Consider the following 18,912-nt stretch of genomic DNA (forward strand, 5'->3'; position numbering starts at 1 on the left):
TTTGTGCCGGCGCATCGGAATTTCACATCGCAAAGCATTCACTATGAGCATAATTACCTTATCCCATCCGAACGATATTTTTGTGGCATCGCTCAATCCGGATCGGTCTTGGTGGAACAAGCCCGGCGCACTGACTTCGTTCGGCTTGCATGTTGCCGCGATTGCCGCAGTATGGGGCTTGTCACAACGTGTGCTGCCGCCCGAGCCGAAGGAGCGGGCGATTGAACTGGTGCTGGCGCCGAAGCAATTGCAGCCGCCGGAACCGCCTCCGCCGCCGAAGATCGAGCCGCAAAAGCCGCAGCCGAAAGTGAGCAGCGCCAGGCCGCTGCCGGCGCCGGTCCCTCGCAGCACGCCGGTTGCAGCGGAAAAGGCGGAAATTGCAGCGCCACCGGCGCCGCCGGTCGTGCCGACGCCGTCAGAACCGGTCAAGGCCGCCGCTCCCGAAGCGCCGCCGGCGCCACCCAAGCCACGCGTGATCAGCAACGACGGCATCCCTAGCGACTACGTGAATCAGGTCTATAGCCGCATCAGCCGTCACACCAACTATCCTCGCGCTGCCAAGATGCGCCGCGAGGAAGGGCGGGTCGCCTACAAGCTGACGCTGAATCCGCAAGGCGAATTGCTCAAGTACGAAATCCAGACTTCCGGCAGCGAGACGCTGGACGATGCTGCGGTTGACGCCATCAAGAGTGCTGCGCCATTCCCCAAATTACCCGACCTGGGCGGCAGTTCCTACCTGCTGGCCGGGGCAATCGTTTTCAAAGTCAACTAACTAGACGCAAACCATCTTTTCAGGAGTACATCATGCATCCCACAGAACTTTCCGCACACTTATCCCCGCTACAACTCTTCCTGCAGGCCGACTTGATCGTCAAGTCGATCATGGTCTTGCTGGCGCTGGCGTCGGTTGCCAGCTGGGGCGTGGCGATTGAAAAACTGCTGCGCTTCAGCAGCCTGCAACGGCGGGCACGGGTCTGGATTGACGCCTTGGCCGGGCAGCGTTCCTTGACCAAGCTCGGCGTGGCGTTGAAGAGCCAGCCGGCCGATCCCTTCGCCAGGATTTATCGGGCGATTATCGGCGAATGGCATGAAAGCCATCAGCAAGGTTTGCATCAAAGCGAAGCCGAGCGCGATAGCCTGAAAGAACGCATCAACCGCGTGGCGCAGATCGCCAGCGGCATCGAGATAGAAAAACTGCAGCGCGGCTTGTCGGTGCTGGCGACGGTTGGTTCGGTGGCGCCTTTTGTCGGGCTGTTCGGCACTGTATGGGGCATCATGAATTCGTTCCAGGGGATTGCTGCCTCCAACAACACCAGCTTGTCGGTAGTGGCGCCGGGCATTGCGGAGGCGCTGTTTGCCACCGCGCTGGGCCTGGTGGCGGCGATTCCGGCGGTGATCGCGTACAACCGCGCGTCGGGCGAACTCAATAATTATGCGAATCGGCTCAATACCTTGATCGGCATCACCGAGGTGCAATTGTCGCGGCAATTGGAGTCTGGTGAGCCGCTGGCCGATATCGAAGGCAGCCACGATCAGCAAGGCAAGACCATTAGCCTGGAGCAGCATGCGCACAAGGGCGGCGCCAAACTGGTCGCGCAGGGAGCTTGAGATGGCAGTCAAATTATCCAATAACGTGACCGGCCAATTAGGCGGCCCGGTCAGCGATATCAATGTGACGCCGCTGGTGGACGTGATGCTGGTGCTGTTGATTGTATTCATGGTGGCGGCGCCGTTGATGGCGTCGGGAGTCAAGGTCGATCTGCCGACTTCGAATGCGAAGCCGTTGAAAGAGGAGAAGTTGCCGATTGCAGTGAGCCTTGATGGCAGCGGCAAGATTTATGTCGACAAGAACGAGGTCAGCAAGGAATCGCTGGTCGCGGCCTTGAAGCAAGCATCAGAAGGAGATCTGGAACGCCGCATCAACATCCGCGGAGATAAAGCGCTGGCTTACGGCAAAGTGATCGAGACGATGGGAGAAATCAACGATGCGGGATTTGCAAAGATAGCGCTGGTGTCGGAGCCAGCACCGGCGAAATGACCGGAAGCAACGAGAAAAGGCTGTCGCTGTCGTAATGATTGGATCAAATTAATTGGGGTCAGAGTCGAATTAAATTAATTTGACTCTGACCCCAATTAATTTGTTGTTTCGCTTGCGGCCATTTCTCTGGCTCTGGCGAATACCTGGTCCATGCGCCAGTGCTGGTTGGCGTATTGTGGGTCCTGGCTCCACTCATTCCAGCCGGAGTCGCGGCGGAATTGGCCTAGCAGGCCGGAGGCTTGGATGGCTGCAGGCTCTACTGCTACGGGGCGGTCGCAATCTGGGCCGACGTATAGGGCGTCGGCGGCGCAGTAGAGTTCGCACATGAAGCAGGTCTGGCAATCCAGTTGGCGGGCGATGACGGGTGCGGCGCCGGCTTGCAATTCGAAGACATTGGTTGGGCACACCTGTACGCATAGCCCGCATTGGGTGCAGCGGTCGGTGAGGATCAGTTCTATCATCAGGCTGTTTCCTTGTGTGGTTGCTTGCTGCTCGATTGCTCTTCGGCGGCAACCCATACCCGGTCGAGGCCGCCTGTCAATAAGCGATGCGCATAGTCTTCATCCTGCTGTGGAATGTCACTGCGCTGATGCATGCCACGGCTTTCCTTGCGTGCCAGCGCGGCGCTGTAGCACCAGCGGGCCGAGGCCACGAGTGCCGCGCTTTCGCGTGCCGCTACTGCAGCTAGGCCTGTTCCCCGCAGATGGTTGCTGACTTCGCGCCAGGTTCTGTCAAGGTTTAGTAATGAGTGTTCCAACCGGTCGCCGTTGCGAAACAGGTTTTTGTCTAGTGGGAGCATTTCTTCCTGCACGGCGGCGATGACGCTGCGGTTGTCGATCTCTGCGCTATTGCTGGTCGGCCGCAAACCGGCTTGGCCGCAGGCGCGTACCGGCGCATCGGCACGGCGGCCGGTTTTGCTGGCTAAAGCTGCCGCGCCTTGGCCGGCCCAGTGGCCGGAAGACAAGGCCCATGCAGAATTCTGTGCGCCGCCGCCGGAAGTGGCGCCGGCGATCAATTCACGGCTGGCAGTGTCGCCGGCGGCGAACAGGCCGCGTACGAGGGTCTGGCAATTGGCGTCGATGACTTGCAGGCCGCCAGTTCCGCGCACGGTACCTTCGCAGTGCAATGTGACTTCAAAACGATCTCGATACGGATCGATGCCCTTGCGCGCGAACGGCAGCATGACGTTGGGGCTGATCTGCGGCAGTTGGGCGCGGATGTCTGCGGGCGTGCGATCCAGGCTGCAATATACCGGTCCTTGCAACAGCGCCTGACCGAGGCTGGTGCTGGCTTGCGGTCCGCCCAGGATCGGCAGTTCGTGGCCGTCGCTATTGAAATAGCGGGCAAACGCGTAGGACATGGAACGCGTCATGCTGGTATGCGCTTGCGCCACTGTGTAATAGTTCGAGAACTCCATGCCTGACAAAGGCACACCAACTTCTGCGGCCATCAGATAGCCATCGCCGGTGTTGGTATGGGCGCCCAGCAGGTGCGAGCGGAATGCGCAACCGCCGGTGGCCAGCACCACGGCGGCGGCGCGTATGGTCCAGGGTTGGTCGAGCTGGCGTCGGATGCCGTTGGCGCCGGCGATTGAGCCGTCGTCATGCAGCAATAGTTCCAGCGCCGGACTGTGATCCAGGATCCTGACGCCGAGATCGGTGGCTAGGCGCCGCAATGCGCGCAGATACTCAGGGCCGCGTAATGCGCGGTATTGCGTGACGCCGTGCTGGTCGACCGGAAAATCGTAATACGCCGCCAGCATCGGCAGCGTGCGCCAGGTCTGGTCGATGATGCGCGCCATCCAGTGCGGATCGGCCAGGCCGCCACTCAATGCGTGACGCCGTTGAATGGCTTGCTGGCGCAGCAGCGGGTCGGGTGGCACCCACCAATGGCCAGGGCCGGCAGTGGCAGTGACGCCACTGCTGCCGAAATAGCCTTTATCGACCAGGGTCACGGCAGCGCCTGCCAATGCGGCGGCAATCGCCGCCCACGCAGCGGACAAGCCGCCGCCGATGACCAGCACGTCGCTGTCAAGTTGCAGCCGATCCTTGTCGCTTTGCGCCGACATTCCCATCTAGCTGGCCAGTGCCGGCTGCCGCTGCTCAACCTGCAACGCCTCGACCGCAGCCAGGATAGGCTCAGCCTCGGTGCGCACCAGCCAGTCGGGAGCGACGTCGACAAAGCGCACCGTGCGCTGGCGATCGATCACCAGCACGGTCGGCATCGGCAATTCCCAGGTGCCGGTCCCGGTCACTTCTCCGATCGGCTTGCCGCTGGCGACGCTGGCCTGTTGCGACGCCTGATCGAAGGTGTACAAGATGCCAAGCCGGCGACCGAGTGCATTGCCGAGATCCGAGGCCACATGGAAATCAAAATTGTGCCGTACTTTGATATCGACCAGGCGCTCCGGCACTTGCGGGCTGACTGCCACCAGTGTCGCGCCCAGTTTCTTTAATCCGGGCGCAAGCTGCCGCTGGTAGTAGGGCAGTGCGATATTGCAGGCAGGGCAGCCGGCGAAGCGGAAGAAGATCAACACTGCCGGCCCGTGTTCCAGCAGTGTGTCGAGCGTCAATGTGGCGCCGTTGACTTCTTCCAATTCGAAAGGCGTCAAGACGTCGCCGGTCTTGACGAAACGCCCGCGATTCACGCTGCGCACCAGCAACTGGCGTTGGTCGATGTTGATCTGCAACGCTTTCGGATCCATGGTGGCGACGCGTTGGGCGTGCAGGTCGGCGAGTAGCTGGCGTACTGATTCCTTGTTGTCTGGCATGGCATGCTCCAATCGAAGGGGGAATGAAAGTTCGGCTCAGGCGGCCTGGCGGCGCGCTGCCGTGTAACGGTTCTCGGGCACGGTCAAGCCGAGGTGGCCGCGCAAGGTGTCGTGCGTATAGTCCTGGCGATAGATGCCGCGCGCTTGCAGCAGCGGCACTACCAGTTCGACAAAGGCATCCAGCTGACGCGGCAGGGTTTCGACCAGGATGAAACCGTCGGCGGCTTCGCCGTCGAACCAGCGCTGGATCGAATCGGCCACATGTTCGGCGGTGCCGACGAACTCTCGGCGTGGGCTGACGAAACGCAAGGCGATCTGGCGCAGGCTCAGGTTTTCGCTGCGTGCCAACTGGACGATGCGTTCGGCGGTGCTGCGATTGCTGTCGTGGCCGAAGCTGGCGACATCGGGGAACGGTGCATCGAGCGGGTAGGCCGTGAAATCGTGATCGTTAAAGGCGCGTCCCAACATCGGCAATGCGTCTTCGATGCGAATCAGCGCCAACGCTTCCTGGTATTTGCGTTCTGCTTCTTCTTCGGTCGCAGCAACGATGCTGCGCAGGCCTGGAAATACGCCGATGCGCCGGGCATCGCGGCCAAAGGCGGTGGCGCGTGCCTTGATATCCTTGTAATAAGCCTGGCTTGATTCGAACGATTCGCTGGCGGTAAAGAAGGCGTCGGCATGGCGGGCTGAAAAATTGCGTCCTTCTTCTGACGCGCCGGCCTGGAAGATCACTGGTTGCCCTTGCTGTGAACGGCTGATATTGAGCGGGCCGCGCACTGAAAAGAAATCGCCTTGATGATTCAGTGTGTGCAGCTTGGCCGGATCGAAAAACTCGCCGCCGGCCTTGTCATGCGTCAGCGCGTCGTCTTCCCACGAATCCCACAACCCTTGCACCGTCTGCAAATGCTCGGCGGCGATGCGGTAGCGTACCTCGTGCGGCGGATGCTGCGGTTTGCCGTAGTTGGCGGCGCTGCCGGAAAGCCAGGAAGTCACGACGTTCCAGCCGGCGCGGCCACGGCTGATGTGGTCCAGCGAGGCGAACTGGCGCGCCACTGTGTACGGTTCGCTGTAACTGACAGTCAATGTACCGACCAGGCCTATGCGTGAGGTGACCACGGCCAGCGCCGACAGGATGGTCAATGGTTCAAAGCGGTTCAGGTAATGCGGGCTAGATTTTTCGGTGATGTGGACGCTGTCGGCAACGAACAGGAAGTCGAATTTCCCGGCTTCCGCCAGCCGCGCCTGGCGTGTATAGAAATCGATGTCGATGCTGGCGCCCGGATGGGCGTCGGGATGGCGCCAATCGCCCCAGCCGGGGCCGACGCCGTGCAGCATGAAACCGAGTTTGAGTTGTCGTTGTGTTGTCATGATGTCTCGTAAGTAATTTGGGTGAGGGAGAAAATGCCGCGATCTTGCCTACGGCAGTTTGAAAATATCGGTGTCGGCCAGCTTGGCGGCGTCGACGCGGACCGGAAACAGCTTGGCTTCATAGAAAGTGTCGGCAATTTTTTGCAGTTGCTCGACGATATGGGCGTCGACCGGTACCAGTTGAGGGTGTTCGCGCTTGAGCACCAGCGCCACCACGTCGTCCGGTAATCCGGTCAGTTTGGCGAACACGCGCGCATACTCAGTCGGATGCTGGATCACCCAGTCGTTGGCGCGCGCCAGCCGTTGCAGGACGTCGGCCAATGCCGCCCGTTTACCGGGATCGGCCAGTGCCTTGTCCGAGGCGGCGATCAGGCCGGTGCCGCTGTAGATGCCCACGCCGTCACGCAGCACGCGCGCGCCATGCAGTTCAGCCGCCGCCTGGTAGGTGCCGAAGGTAGCCCAGGCTTCGATCTTGCCGGATGAGAATGCCACCGAGGCATCGCCCGGCAGCATGAAGCCGATGGTCAAGTCGTGCTCGGTCAATCCGGCTTCGCGCAAGGCGCCGAACAGGACGTACTGGGCGACGCTGCCGCGCGCCGATGAGACGATCACCGTGCGGCCCTTGAGATCGGCGACGGTCTTGATCGGTGACCCGGGTGGCACCAGTATCGCTACGCCGGTGGCAGCTGTTGGCGACACCGCCGCTGCTATCAGCTTGATTGGTGCGCCGCCGGCAGCAGCTGCCAGTACCGGCGTATCGGCGGCCGGTGCGGTATCGACATCGCCGGAGCGCACCGCTTCGAACAACGGCGCCGCGCCCTGGAAGCTGGCCCATTGGATCTTGTAAGGCGTTCCTTCCAGCACGCCCGCAGCCTCGGCCTTGGTGCGCGTGAAATTCACCTGGTCGCCCAATACCAGTGTGACTTTGCTGAGGTCGGGCGGACCGGCTTCGGCAACCGGCTTGGCCTGCTTGCCGCAGGCGGCCAAGGCCATGATTGCCAGCAGCGACAGTCCGGCGTGCCGGACGCGTTTAGAAATCATAGGAAGCCTTTGCATAGTAGAAGCCGCCGGTCGGTGCAAACGGCGATGGTCCGTAGTAGAAGCTGGAGCCGCCGGTGCTAGGATCGCCGGGGCCGTTCTTGTCTGGGCGCACATCGAACAGGTTGGCCGCGCCTATGGTCAACTTGATCGATTTGGTCAGCGCGTATGTGATGTCGAGATCGGTAATCCACTTGGCGCCGAACTTGTAGGCCAGGGTCGGCGTGGTTTGCCAGATGTAGGAGCCGTAGCGAGTAGTCTGCAGGTTGACATCGAAATCCTTGACCAGCCAGCGGCCAGCGAGGATCAGCTTGGTGCGCGGCTGAGCCGAAGTCAGTTCACCGATGCCGCCGCTGGCGGAATAGCCGAACCAGGTCAGGCTGCCGCCGGGATTGGCGCCGAGTCCGCTTAGCTGGGCCGGCGTGGCCTTGATGCCGGTGATGTCGGTACGATTCCAGTTGAGTCCGGCATTCCAGCGCACTACGCCGAGGCGGCCGAAATCGGTGGTGGTGTCGGCCACCAGATCGAGACCGCGGGTACGGGTGTCGACACCGTTGGCGAAGTATTGGACCCATTCGGTGCCGGTCAGGCCATTCGCCTGCAGCAATGGGGCCAGCGCCGGGCCGAACAGATAGCCGGTGCGGACGATACGGTCCTTGATGTTGATCTGATAGGCATCGAGCGTGACGTTCAGATTGTCGGTCGGTTTCAAGACCACACCGAGGCCGAAGTTGACCGATTTTTCCGGCTTCAGATCCTGCGCGCCGAGCGCCCGCGCCAGCGGCGAATCATTGAGCAGCAGTTTCGACAGGCTCGGCCCGACCGCGCCTGTGACTGGATTGATGTTGGTGCGATTGTCGGTCTGGGCGTAACCGATCTGCGTCAGCGACGGCGCCCGGAAGCCGGAACCGATGGTGCCGCGCACTGCGATCTGCGGCGTCAGGTCATAGCGCGAGTTGAGCTTGCCGCTGATGGTGTTGCCGGCGCTGTCGTCGTAGTGCTCGCCGCGCACGGCAACGTCGACGAACCATTTGTCGGTCGGGTAGAAGCCGACATCGGCGTAGGTCGCCAGCACATTGCGGCGGATGTTGGCAGCGTCCTGCGGCGCCAGCGCGATTGCGCCCTGTGCGCCGACGGCAGCCGGACTGCCGACGTTAGGGTTGCCAGGCTGGTCGCCCGGCTGGAAGATATAGCCGCCGTTGATATAGCCGAGCGGATCGCCGGCATAGGTGGAAAAGCGCTCGCTGCGCTGTTCCAGGCCCCACGACAGTTGCACCGGTTTGGCCAGGCCGAGGTTGAAGGCCTTGGTGAAGTCGGCGTTGGTGGTCCATTGCTCGAACTGGAAGGTGGCCAATTCATCGAAGCTGGTCGGCGAGGCCGGCCCCAGCGATGGATTGATAGTCAGGTTGCTGTACTGGCGCACGTGATTCTTGCCGTAGCCTGTACTAAAGTCCCAGTTCCAGCCATCAAATATCCCTTTGGCGCCCGCGGTCACCTGGAAGTCATAGGAGCTGGCGTTATTCAGTGGGAAATACCCGTCCGGGTAAATCTGCGTGATGGTGCCGAGTCCGTTCGGACGGCGGAAGTTGTTGCCGGCGACGACATTGCTGGTACCGGCGGTGCCGAACGAATACACGGTGATGCCGTTGTTGAGCGGCAGTTCGGCGTTATACCCGATGTTGTAGGCTTCGACGCCGGGGTCGCCGTTGTGCGCGCCGTCGCGATTCCAGGTGGCGTTCTTGGGATTGCTGGCAGGAGAGTAGACGGTGGTGTTGGTTGCCGGCAGGTTCCACCACGACTGGCCACGTTTGCGAGCATCCGCGCTCAGGTGAATGAAGCCGTCGTTGGGCAGTTCGAAGCCAACGTCGCCGCTCACCTTGCGGTTGCTGAGATCACCGTTGCCGCCATACAGGCTGCCGTCCTCGACGCTGATGCTGCCGCCGTGGCTGCCGGTTTTAAGCACCACATTGACCACGCCGGCGACCGCGTCCGAGCCGTATTGGGCGGCCGCGCTATCCTTCAATACTTCAATATGATCGACCGCTGACAGCGGAATGGTATCGAGGTCGACCGCATTGACGCCACTGCTGTCGCCGCCGCCATTGGTCAGCAGCGCCGAATTGTGGCGCCGCTTGCCGTTGACCAGCACCAGTGTGTATGCCGGCCCCAAGCCGCGGTTGCTGACCGGGCGGATCACCGAATTGACGCCGGCGATGTTGGTGCCGAAATTGAAAGAGGGCAGCAGCCGTGCCAGCGCTTCGCTCAATTCGGCGCGGCCGGTATGCTGCAATTGGTCGCCGCTGATGACGTCGATCGGCGCCGGGCTATCGGCAACGGTGCGCTGCTCGCCGCGCACGCCGGTGGTGACCACCACATCCTGCACCTGGCCGATGCTGGTGGCGGTTTTCTTGCCGCCGGCCTGGCTGTCATTGCCGGCCTCCTGTTGCGCATACGCCAGTCCATAGTTACCGGCCAAGCCGGCGGACAAAAGTGTGGCAACGGACAATGTGCGTACCCGTCGGCGCTTGCGGTGGTGCGATGACTGCATGAAAAACTCCCCTGTGTGGTTGATGTGGTGAAGCGGTGTCTTGCGGAGTGATGCAACAGGCCCTGTGGCCGGGCCTTGCGACGGCTGTCGACGCTGCACCAACTGCATACAGAGGCGCATCGTGAAGAGATGATATGGGGAGTTTAATTATTACAAAACGAATTATTTATGATATTCAAATATGAAAATTGAGCATAATAAAATGCGTTGAAAACGGGTCGCGTCAGCGACTGCAGAATCGGCAACAGCAGTGGCAACGGCAGCGGAAACAGATCGGGCCAGGTGCGATAGCAACCCGGCCCGATCTGTCTTGTTGGCCAACAGCGCCGTTATTTCAACTTGAAGCTGGTGTCGAAGCTTGGCCCGACATCGAGATGGCGCGGAATCACGCCGGCACCTTCGTAGACATCGGCGGTGCGCTGCTGGGCGCGGATCACTTCAGCATCGATCGGCACTGGATGCAGCTTGGCCCGGGCGTAGATGTAGGTCAGGACTTCCTTCGGCAGGCCGGTGATGCGCGCCTGCGCCTCGGCCACTTGCTCAGGATGCAGCAGCGCCCAGCGTTGTGCCTGCGCCCAACGCTGCAGGAAATCGGCAAGGATCGCGTGCTTGTTGCGGATGGCGTCGTCGGTAGCGGCCTGGTAAGTATAGGAGTCCCGCAAGCCGACCGCATTGACGATCACTTTGGCGTGATCGTGCAATTCTTCGATGGCGACATAAGGATCCCAGGTCGACCAGGCATCCACTGCACCGGCCGACAGCGCGGCCTTGGCGTCGGAGGGGTTGAGGAAAACCAGGTTCACGTCGCTGGTCTTGAGGCCGGCTTTTTGCAGCGCGACGATCACCAGGAAATGGCCGATCGACCCGCGCGTAGTGGCGATGCGCCGGCCTTTCAGGCTGGCGACGTCGGTGATCGGCGAATTGGCGTTGGCGACGACGGCAAGTCCTTCTGACTGTAATTTGGAAGCGCTGACAGCACGCGCCCTGGCGCCGGCCGCCAGCGCAAAGATCAGCGGCGCATCGCCCAATGCGCCGGTATCGATGACGCCAGCGTTGAGGGCTTCGCCCAACGGTTGGGCCGCAGGAAAGTCGGACCACTCAATCCGGTACGGCAAATCCTTTAGCAAGCCTGAAGCTTCCAGAATGCCACGCGTCCCTTGTCGCTGGTCGCCGACTCGCAATACTTCCGTGGCAGCCGCATGCGCGGCGCCATGGCAGGCCAGCGCCACGATCCCGGCTAATAACCAGTGCCAGCTCGGTAATACCTGATGTCGTACAGAGGTTGTTTTCATATTTTCTTTCGTTGTGTTTAACGCACGCAGCTAACAAAAAACTCCGACGCCAGATGACTCTGTCCATTTTCTGTTGCCATGTCGCGAATCATGAAACTCTCGATAACGGGTTGTTAAAACCTGTTAGCGCAATTTTTTTACATCCTCCGCCGTGACGACATCAGCGTAGTTGTTACCCAGATGAGTGCGCGTATAGTTGACGACCTCCGCCACCTGCGCGTCGCTCATGTATTTGCCGAAACTGGGCATGCCATGTCGGCCATGCAGCACGTTGTAGATCGGATATGCCGCGCCGGCCAGGCGTGGATTGTCGGCCAGCGCCGGGAAGTGGCCGGCGCCCGATGCGCCTTCACCTTTCGCCATGTGGCAGCCCTGGCAGCTGGCGCGGTACAGGCTCTCGCCGTCTTGTTCGACGAAACGCCATCCTTCCGACAGGGCGACGGCCGGAGCGTCGCTGGCGGCTGAGGCCGGCAATGCAAAGAGGGCGGATAGCGGGAGCAAGGCAATACACGCAAAGCTGAGGATTGCCACCCTGCGATGGTTTTTTTGTGTTTTCATTATTTTCCCGTTCAAACCTTGGACTTGATGCGCGCATGCAGACGAGTGATTGCATCGAGCGACGACAGCACCGCGCCTTCCTGCCAGGCCGGAATGTAGGAGGCGTGCTCGCCGGCCAGCACAATGCGGCCGTCGATTTGGCACAGGTTCTTGTAGTGCTGCTTGCGCAACTCATCGGTCCATGTGCCGAAGCAACCGTTGATGAACGGCACCCGGTTCCAGCTGACGGCAACGCCGTTGTCGAATTCCTGCAAGTACTGCGGATGCACCTGAGCGCCTTGCTGCAGCGCCAGTTGCACCCGTTGCTGCGGCGTCAGCGCGCCGAACTCATAGGCATTCGGACCCCATATATAGGCGCCTAGCAGCACGCCCTTGCCAGGTTGGCCGTAGCCGGTCGACGGGTAGCTGATGGTGGAGATGGCCTGGTCGGTATAGCTGATGCCGCCGTAAATATGTTCATCCTGTTCCCAGAAGCGACGCTTGAACTGCAAGCCGACCTTGACTGAATTCTCGTACGGCACTGCCTGTATCGCATCTTGCAACGGCTGGCTGACATTGATTTCGATTTCGCTCAGGATCGATAGCGGAATCGTGCACAGCAGCCAGTCGGCCTTGGCTTGCCGAGCTGTGCCACCGTTGCTGTCGGCATCGTTGTAAGTGACCGTGACGCCGTTTTCACCCTGTTCGATTTTGGTAACCTTGGCGTTGAACTGCACCAGGCTTGCTACCTGGCGATACACCGCCTGGGCGATCTGATCCATGCCGCCGACCGGCTGGAAAATCGAACTCTGGAATTCCTGGCCGCTGCCGGCCGACAGCTTTTGCCACAGGCCGGATTGCAGCAGTTCATCCAGTTTCAACGGCTGCGATGGCACCGCCTCTGGCATCAGGCCGCCGCCATGGTCGACATCGTAGCCGCGGCGGTCGCTGGTGAGCGGGCTTGACAGATAGCGGTAATCCTTGTCGAGCGCGCCCCAGCTTTTCAAAGACTCCAGCAGCTTCTCCTGGTCTTCGCGCGACAGTGCCGCATCGAGCTGGTTCTTGTTGACCGCCTTGCCCAACAGTTCCGCCACATAGCCGTGGTAGTCGGCCTGCACCTGGCGGTAGCGCTGCGGTTTGCCGCCGTAGGCCTTTTTGGCATGCAGGTAGGCGTTGTAATTGACCTGGATGAATGGCTCCAGCGGTACGTTCAGGCGCTTGGCGTAATCGAGTATCGCGTGATGGTTGTACGGAATCCGCCAAGGGCCGGGATTGATGTAGTGGCCCTGGTCGAATTCGCAGCGCTGCTTGGCGCCGCCCAGTTCGGTATATTCGTCGCCGCCGCGGATGGTCCAGGAGCGGCCGCCGGCGCGCTTGTTGTATTCCAGCACCTTGACCTGGTAGCCGGCCTGCTTGAGTTCATAGGCGGCCACCAGGCCGGCGATGCCGGCGCCGAGGATCAGGATGGTGGTGTTTTTCGGTGCACCTTGTAACTTCAATGGCCCGTTGTATGTCGACTCGGCAGCGAAGCCGAGGCTGGTCATTGCCTGGTACATGGCGGCGCCGCCGGCAGCCTTGCCGACCAGCGATAGCAACTGGCGCCGGCTGATGGTGTTTTGCATGTTTGTCATAGGGTTGTCGGTTATTCCGCAAAGATGTGCGCCTGGTTCATCGGATCAGAACTTGTAGTTCGCTCTCAGGTAGTAGAACGCGCCATTGATGCCAATCTGTGACGAGTAGATGTTGTACTGGGATACCCCGAGGTAGCGGTTTTCAGGCGGCAGCTTGGTCGGATAAACGTTGAACAGGTTGTTGGCGCCGAGCGCCACCTGGAAGCTGTTGGTAAATGAATAGCGCACTTCCAGGTCGGTGATGAACTTGGGCGTGTTCTCGATGTGGTTGAAAGTGGTGGTCGAGAATGCGTTCGGGCCGGTGTAGTAGGTGGCCTCGGTGGAGGTTTTGCCGAAACGCGTCACATGCAGGCTGGTGCCCCATTTATCCTTGGTCCAGACGCCGCCCACGATCAGCTTGTTGCGGGGCGTGGCACTGGTCAGGTAACCGATTTGCTGCGCGTTCAGCAGGATATTCCCGTTGGCGTCCTTGGCGACCCGCGTGACGCTGGTTTGATTCAGGTTGGCGCCAAAATCCCAATCGATCTTTCCCCATTCCTTGAGGTTGGTCTTGTAGCTGGCGACAATGTCGACGCCACGGGTGCGGGTATCGACGCCGTTGGCGAAGTAGCTGGCTTGCACCGAGGTCAGGCCGGACGGCAAGTTGAGGCCCGAGGAAGTTAGTGCATCGATCGCGGTCTGGCCGGAGTAGCTGCCACCCTGGACGATACGGTCCTTGATGCCGATTTGGTAAGCGTCGACCGTGATGCTGAGTTTGTCGACCGGTTCGGCGACGATGCCGACGTTGAAACTGGTCGATTTTTCCGGCTTCAGCGGTTGCGCTCCCAGGCTCCTTGCCGCGGCTGAATTGACGCCAAGCAGGCCGGTGGCGCTGGTCGGCGATACCGCCAGGCTGGTGTAATACTCCTGCGCCAAGGACGGCGCACGGAAGCCGGTACTGACCGTGGCCCGCACCGCCAGGCGCGGATCGAGTTCATAGCGTGTCGAGAATTTGCCGTTGGTAGTGTTGCCGGCATCGCTGTAATGCTCGAAGCGGCCGGCCAGGTCGACTTCCCATTGCGGCGTCAGCTTGGTGGAAAAATCCGCGTAGCTGGCCAGGACGTTGCGCGAGAAACTGCCGACACTAAGTGCGCCCAGGCCCGGCAAGGCCTGGCTGCCGCTGCCGAATGAGGACGCGGCATCGCCGGCGCCGACCTGGTAGGTTTCCTGCCGATGTTCGGCGCCGAGCGAGATATTCAGCGGTGCCGGTAGGAAGCCGATATCGACCGGCCGTCCGACGTCCAGGTTATTGGTCCACTGGAAATTCTTGTATTGCGCCAGATGGAAGCCGGTCGGCGTGCTACCGGTGGCGGCGAACAGGCTGGTGTTGGCGGAGTCGGTCATGCCGATATTGATGTCGTCGCCGCCGTAGGTCGAACTCAAATCCCAGTGCCAGGCGCCAAGTTTGTCGCCGCGGATACCGCCGGTCAGCGAGTAATCGTTTTCGCTGCTGGTCTCCTGCGGTGTAAAGCCGTTGGGATAGATCGACGGCAGCACTGTCGGCAAGCGGTAATTCTGATAGCTGGCGCTGGTGCGGTGCGCATAGGTGCCAAAGCCATACAGCTCGACGTCGTCGTTGATTGCATAGCCGGCATTGAAGGCGACCGATTCGCGCTTGATTTCAGGATCGCCAAGAATCTTGTTGATACTGGTGTTGGTGCGGCTGTCGATTCCGCCACGATTGGTATGGTCCTGATTGCGGTACTCGGCGCTCAAGTGCAGGAACCCGTCGCGGCCCAGCTCGGTGCCGATGTCGGCGGCGCCGCCAAAGTTCAGGCCGTCGCCGGCATTGTACTGGCCGACGCTGGTGGTGGCGCTGCCGCCGCGGCTGGACGATTTCAGGATGATGTTGATGACCCCGGCGATAGCGTCCGAGCCGTATTGCGCCGCGGCGCCGTCGCGCAGGATTTCAATATGGTCGACCGCGCTGACCGGGATCAGGTCGATATCGACCGGCGTCGAGCCTTGCTGCGGACCGGCGTCGGCGGTGATGTTGGCCGAAGTATGGCGCCGCTTGCCGTTGACCAGCACCAGCACGTGGTTGGGGCTGAGGCCGCGCATGGTGAGGGCGCTGGTCAGGTTGGCGGCATCGGCGCCCATTGCCTGGCGCGTGATTGATGGCGACAGCTTGACCAACGCGTCGCGCAGGTCGGTCTGGCCGGTTTTTTGCAGTTCGGCGGCGCTGATGACGTCGATCGGACTCAGGCTTTCACGCGCCGCCTTTTGCGTATCGCGGGTGCCGGTGGTGACTATCACGTCCTGGATGTTGCCTATGTCGGTGCTCTTGTCGGCACCGTCCGCGGCTAACGTCGGGCCTACTGCAAATATGCCACCGACAGCGATGGCGACGCCGGTGAGTTTGATTTTTTTGCGTTTCGAATGAGTCTGGTGACTAGATGCAGCTGACGACATACTTTCCCCTTGCTTGCCCGGTTGATGAAATAAGTTGGAAATATTTTTTTGATTGATGGATTATTTTTATGCAGCGATTTTGTTGACGGCTGCGCTACTCTGGGTGTGGCGGTTTTCCACAAATTTCAGGCCCAGGTTGCCGCGTAGCGTGTCGTGTTCGTATTCATTGCGGAACAGGCCGCGCGCCTGCAGGATCGGCACCACCAGATCGACGAAGTCATCCAGCCCGTTGGCGCCGGCCGTGCCGATGATGAAACCGTCGGCAGCGCCTTGCTCGAACCACTTTTGCGCGACATCGGCCACCTGCTCCGGAGTGCCGATGAAACTGCTGCGCGGCACCGCGAAGCGCAGGGCGGTCTGGCGCAGGGTCAAGTTTTCTTCCTTCGCCACTTTCTTGATCTTGTCGGTATAGCTGCGGTAGCTGTTGCTGCCGATGTCGCCCAGTTCCGGGAATGGCGCATCGAGCGGATAGACGGAGAAGTCGAGATAGGTGAACGGACGTCCGAGTTGATCCAGCGCCTCCTCGACGGTGATCAGTTCGACTCGCTCCTGATACTTGCGCTCGGCTTCCTCTGCGGTGCGGCCAATGATTGGATCGATGCCAGGCAACACCAGGATTTCTTCCGGTGTGCGGCCGAAGGCGGCGGTCCTGCGCTTGATGTCCTGATAGAACTCGCGCGCCTGCTCGAAGCTGTCATGGATGGTGAAGATCGCATCGGCGCTGCGGGCCGCCAGATTGCGTCCGTCTTCCGAACTACCGGCCTGGAAAATTACCGGCTGGCCTTGCTTGGAGCGGGCAATGTTGAGCGGACCCTTGACCGAGAAAAACTCACCCTTGTGCTCAAGCGAATGCAATTTTTTCGGATCGAAGAAGATGCCTGCTTTGCGGTCGCCGACGAAGGCATCGTCTTCCCACGAATCCCACAGGCCTTGCACCACTTCCAGATGTTCTTGCGCCAGCTTGTAGCGCACGTTGTGCGGCAAATGCTCAGTCTTGCTGTAGTTGAGCGCAGCGCCTTCCAATCCGGTGGTCACCACGTTCCAGCCCGCGCGGCCCTGGCTGAGCAGGTCGAGCGAGGCAAACTGCCTGGCGGCGGTGTACGGTTCGGTGAACGATACCGACAGCGTGCCAACCAGCCCCAGATGCGTGGTCACCGTCGACAGCGCGGACAAGGCTGTCAGCGGCTCCAGTCGGTTCAGAAAATGCGGCGCCGATTTTGGCGTGATGAAGGTGCTGTCGACGATGAACAGGAAATCGAACTTACCGGCTTCGGCTTTCTGCGCAACCTGCTTGTAGTGCGCGAAGCTGACGCTGGCATCGAGCGCCACTTGCGGATGCTTCCAGGCGGATTGCGTGGTGCCGGCGCCCTGGATGGTGGTGCCGAGTTTTATCTGACGTTTTTTTTGTGCGGTATTTTGCTGTGCATTGGTCATCTTGCTCTCCGTTGTGATGAGTTGATGAACCGATGGTACACATCAAATAATAATAAATGAACGTAATTATTGTTCTATCTAAATATGCATATCGAGAATGAAAATGGAGGTGCGACGTGTGATTTGAAATGGCGAATTTAGGCATTCCTGGATACAGGAAAGGCGTGACGGATGAGTTTGTGATGAGACGCGGAGCCGTGCGCAGCACAGCTCCGGTATTGATGTCGGACTACGATCCCGATGGGATGAATCAGTCGCCGTTCAGCGCACTTTTGCTGCGGTGGCTTCGATTTCTATCAATGCTCCGGGCAGCGCCAGGCCGGCAATCTGGAAGGCCGAGCGCACCGGCTTGTTGGGCTGCTCCTTGGTTGAGAAGAACTTGGTGTAACCGGACTGGAAGCCGGCGAAATCCAGCTTGCCGTCCTTGCGCGGATCGCCGACCAGAAATACTTTCAACTGGATGATGTCGCCTAACGTGAGTCCCTGGCTGGCCAGTGCGGCTTCGATGCGGCGGAACACGGAAACGGTTTGCGTCTCGGTATCGCCGAATGCCTCAAACGAACCTTTCGGCGCATCCTTGTTGCTAACTTCCGGCAAGATGCCGCTCAGGTAAATGGTGCTGGCATTCGGCGGCACTACCACTGCTTGCAGGATCGGGAAATCGGAATTCGGCAAAGGAATGCGTTTGATTTCCTGCGCGCCGGCAGTGGCGGTGGCGAGCAGCAGGCCGCCAAACGCCAGGCCCAGAAGAACATTGGTTTTTTTCATGCGTTTCTTTCTTTACGTTGAGAAGGAAAGGGTAATCAGCTCAGCACGCTGCTAAAGCTGCGATCCCATAAGCCGCTGACATCGATACGGCGGTCGAGCACCTTGTTGTCGGTGAAGACATCGGCAACCTGTTGCTGCGAGCGGATTGCCGCATCGTCGATCGCGACCAGTTCGGTCGGCTGGCTCTGCTGCTTGCGTTGTTCGTCGAACAGCCATTTCGGCAGGCCGGTAATTTGCGCCAGCTTGGTAGCGTAGGCATCCGGATTGTGGTTGATCCATTGATACACTTTACGCTCGCGCAGCAGATAGTCGCCGATGGCGGCATGTTTGATTGGATCGGCAATAGCCTTGGTATGCGCTGCCAGCAGGTAGTTGCCGGACAGGTAGCCGAGCCCGGTCTTGACGATACGTGCGCCTTGCTTACGCGCCAGCTGGATCAGCGGGCCGTAGATGACCCAGGCATCGAGCTGGCCGCTCTGAAATGCTGCCAGTCCGTCTTGCGGCGACAAGCTGATCGGCTTGATGTCGGCAAAGCTCAAACCCTTTTCCTTGAGGAAGCGCAGCAACAGGTAATGCGAAGTGGTTGAGCGCACATAGCCGACACGCAAGCCCTTCAGGTCGGCGGCATCGCGGATTTTCGATTGTTGCGGCACCAGCAGCACCTGGTTGTTGACATCGCCGCGCAGCACCGCAATCAGCTTTAGTGGCGCACCGCTTTGCACCGAAAAAATTGGCGGAATTTCACTCATGCCGCCGAGATCGATCGAGCCGCCGGAGATGGCTTCGACGATCAGGTTGCCACCGGCGAATTCGGCGTAGTTGACGCGATAGGGGAAATTATCCGTACCGACATCTTTGTAAAAGAAAGATGCATCGCCTTTGTAGGAGGCGACCCGCAACAAGGTGTCGCGTGAAAACGGCGCGGCCAATGCGTTACCCGCACCGAAGCCCAGGCTCAACCCGAGTCCAGCACCCGCGCTGGTCTGGAGAAAACGACGGCGGCTGAAGCCTGCCGAGTGGTGGTGCGTCATCGTTAT

At 60.3% G+C, this 18,912-nt stretch carries 16 protein-coding genes; 3 read left to right on the forward strand and 13 right to left on the reverse strand.

From position 1 onward, the window contains the following. Positions 1 to 43: 43 nt before the first annotated feature. The 3 genes from ACIPF8_RS02830 to tolR are packed head-to-tail and all read left to right on the forward strand — an operon-like array spanning position 44 to position 2,038. Positions 44 to 772, forward strand: coding sequence for an energy transducer TonB (locus ACIPF8_RS02830; RefSeq protein ID WP_400416959.1), 729 nt, complete (start codon positions 44 to 46; stop codon positions 770 to 772). Between the two features lie 32 nt (positions 773 to 804). Next, entirely contained in the window at positions 805 to 1,608 is an 804-nt protein-coding gene (locus ACIPF8_RS02835) for a MotA/TolQ/ExbB proton channel family protein (protein ID WP_400416960.1), read from the forward strand. Position 1,609: 1 nt separating this feature from the next. Next, the gene (gene tolR / locus ACIPF8_RS02840) at positions 1,610 to 2,038 is read left to right on the forward strand and encodes a protein TolR (protein ID WP_400416961.1); all 429 of its coding nucleotides are present in this window, start codon (positions 1,610 to 1,612) and stop codon (positions 2,036 to 2,038) included. Positions 2,039 to 2,133: 95 nt separating this feature from the next. Here the strand turns inward: tolR and ACIPF8_RS02845 are convergent, their stop codons facing one another. From ACIPF8_RS02845 to ACIPF8_RS02905, 13 genes are all read right to left on the reverse strand, one after another. Next, the gene (locus ACIPF8_RS02845; protein ID WP_400416962.1) at positions 2,134 to 2,499 is read right to left on the reverse strand and encodes a 4Fe-4S binding protein; all 366 of its coding nucleotides are present in this window, start codon (positions 2,497 to 2,499) and stop codon (positions 2,134 to 2,136) included. After that, positions 2,499 to 4,106 carry an FAD-binding protein gene (locus ACIPF8_RS02850; RefSeq protein WP_400416963.1) on the reverse strand — a complete coding sequence of 536 codons (1,608 nt, stop codon included), beginning with the start codon at positions 4,104 to 4,106 and terminating at the stop codon, positions 2,499 to 2,501. The genes ACIPF8_RS02845 and ACIPF8_RS02850 overlap by 1 nt, the downstream gene beginning before the upstream one ends. A gap of 6 nt (positions 4,107 to 4,112) precedes the next feature. Beyond that, on the reverse strand, positions 4,113 to 4,808 hold the full coding sequence (locus tag ACIPF8_RS02855; protein ID WP_400416964.1) for a peroxiredoxin-like family protein: 696 nt from the start codon (positions 4,806 to 4,808) through the stop codon (positions 4,113 to 4,115). A gap of 36 nt (positions 4,809 to 4,844) precedes the next feature. Then, positions 4,845 to 6,176 (reverse strand): LLM class flavin-dependent oxidoreductase, encoded by a 1,332-nt coding sequence (locus tag ACIPF8_RS02860; protein ID WP_400416965.1) that lies wholly within the window; start codon positions 6,174 to 6,176, stop codon positions 4,845 to 4,847. Between the two features lie 48 nt (positions 6,177 to 6,224). After that, on the reverse strand, positions 6,225 to 7,217 hold the full coding sequence (locus ACIPF8_RS02865) for an ABC transporter substrate-binding protein (RefSeq protein ID WP_400416966.1): 993 nt from the start codon (positions 7,215 to 7,217) through the stop codon (positions 6,225 to 6,227). Further along, positions 7,207 to 9,762 (reverse strand): TonB-dependent receptor plug domain-containing protein, encoded by a 2,556-nt coding sequence (locus ACIPF8_RS02870; RefSeq protein ID WP_400416967.1) that lies wholly within the window; start codon positions 9,760 to 9,762, stop codon positions 7,207 to 7,209. Before ACIPF8_RS02870 ends, ACIPF8_RS02865 begins: the two co-directional genes overlap by 11 nt. Positions 9,763 to 10,091: 329 nt before the next feature. Then, positions 10,092 to 11,054, reverse strand: coding sequence for an ABC transporter substrate-binding protein (locus ACIPF8_RS02875; protein ID WP_400416968.1), 963 nt, complete (start codon positions 11,052 to 11,054; stop codon positions 10,092 to 10,094). 123 nt (positions 11,055 to 11,177) lie between these two features. Beyond that, positions 11,178 to 11,612: a c-type cytochrome gene (locus tag ACIPF8_RS02880; RefSeq protein WP_400416969.1), complete on the reverse strand. Its 435-nt coding sequence runs from the start codon at positions 11,610 to 11,612 to the stop codon at positions 11,178 to 11,180. A gap of 11 nt (positions 11,613 to 11,623) precedes the next feature. After that, entirely contained in the window at positions 11,624 to 13,222 is a 1,599-nt protein-coding gene (locus ACIPF8_RS02885; protein ID WP_400416970.1) for a flavin monoamine oxidase family protein, read from the reverse strand. A 45-nt stretch (positions 13,223 to 13,267) separates the two neighbouring features. After that, positions 13,268 to 15,673 carry a TonB-dependent receptor plug domain-containing protein gene (locus ACIPF8_RS02890; RefSeq protein ID WP_400416971.1) on the reverse strand — a complete coding sequence of 802 codons (2,406 nt, stop codon included), beginning with the start codon at positions 15,671 to 15,673 and terminating at the stop codon, positions 13,268 to 13,270. A gap of 66 nt (positions 15,674 to 15,739) precedes the next feature. After that, complete coding sequence (locus ACIPF8_RS02895; protein ID WP_400416972.1) at positions 15,740 to 17,107, reverse strand: LLM class flavin-dependent oxidoreductase; 1,368 nt, start codon at positions 17,105 to 17,107, stop codon at positions 15,740 to 15,742. Positions 17,108 to 17,368: 261 nt separating this feature from the next. Then, on the reverse strand, positions 17,369 to 17,875 hold the full coding sequence (locus tag ACIPF8_RS02900; protein WP_400416973.1) for a RidA family protein: 507 nt from the start codon (positions 17,873 to 17,875) through the stop codon (positions 17,369 to 17,371). A 35-nt stretch (positions 17,876 to 17,910) separates the two neighbouring features. Then, positions 17,911 to 18,906, reverse strand: a complete 996-nt coding sequence (locus ACIPF8_RS02905) for an ABC transporter substrate-binding protein (RefSeq protein ID WP_400416974.1) — start codon at positions 18,904 to 18,906, stop codon at positions 17,911 to 17,913. Positions 18,907 to 18,912 lie beyond the last annotated feature (6 nt).

Source organism: Collimonas sp. NPDC087041 (assembly GCF_044745265.1).
GTDB lineage: Bacteria > Pseudomonadota > Gammaproteobacteria > Burkholderiales > Burkholderiaceae_D > Collimonas.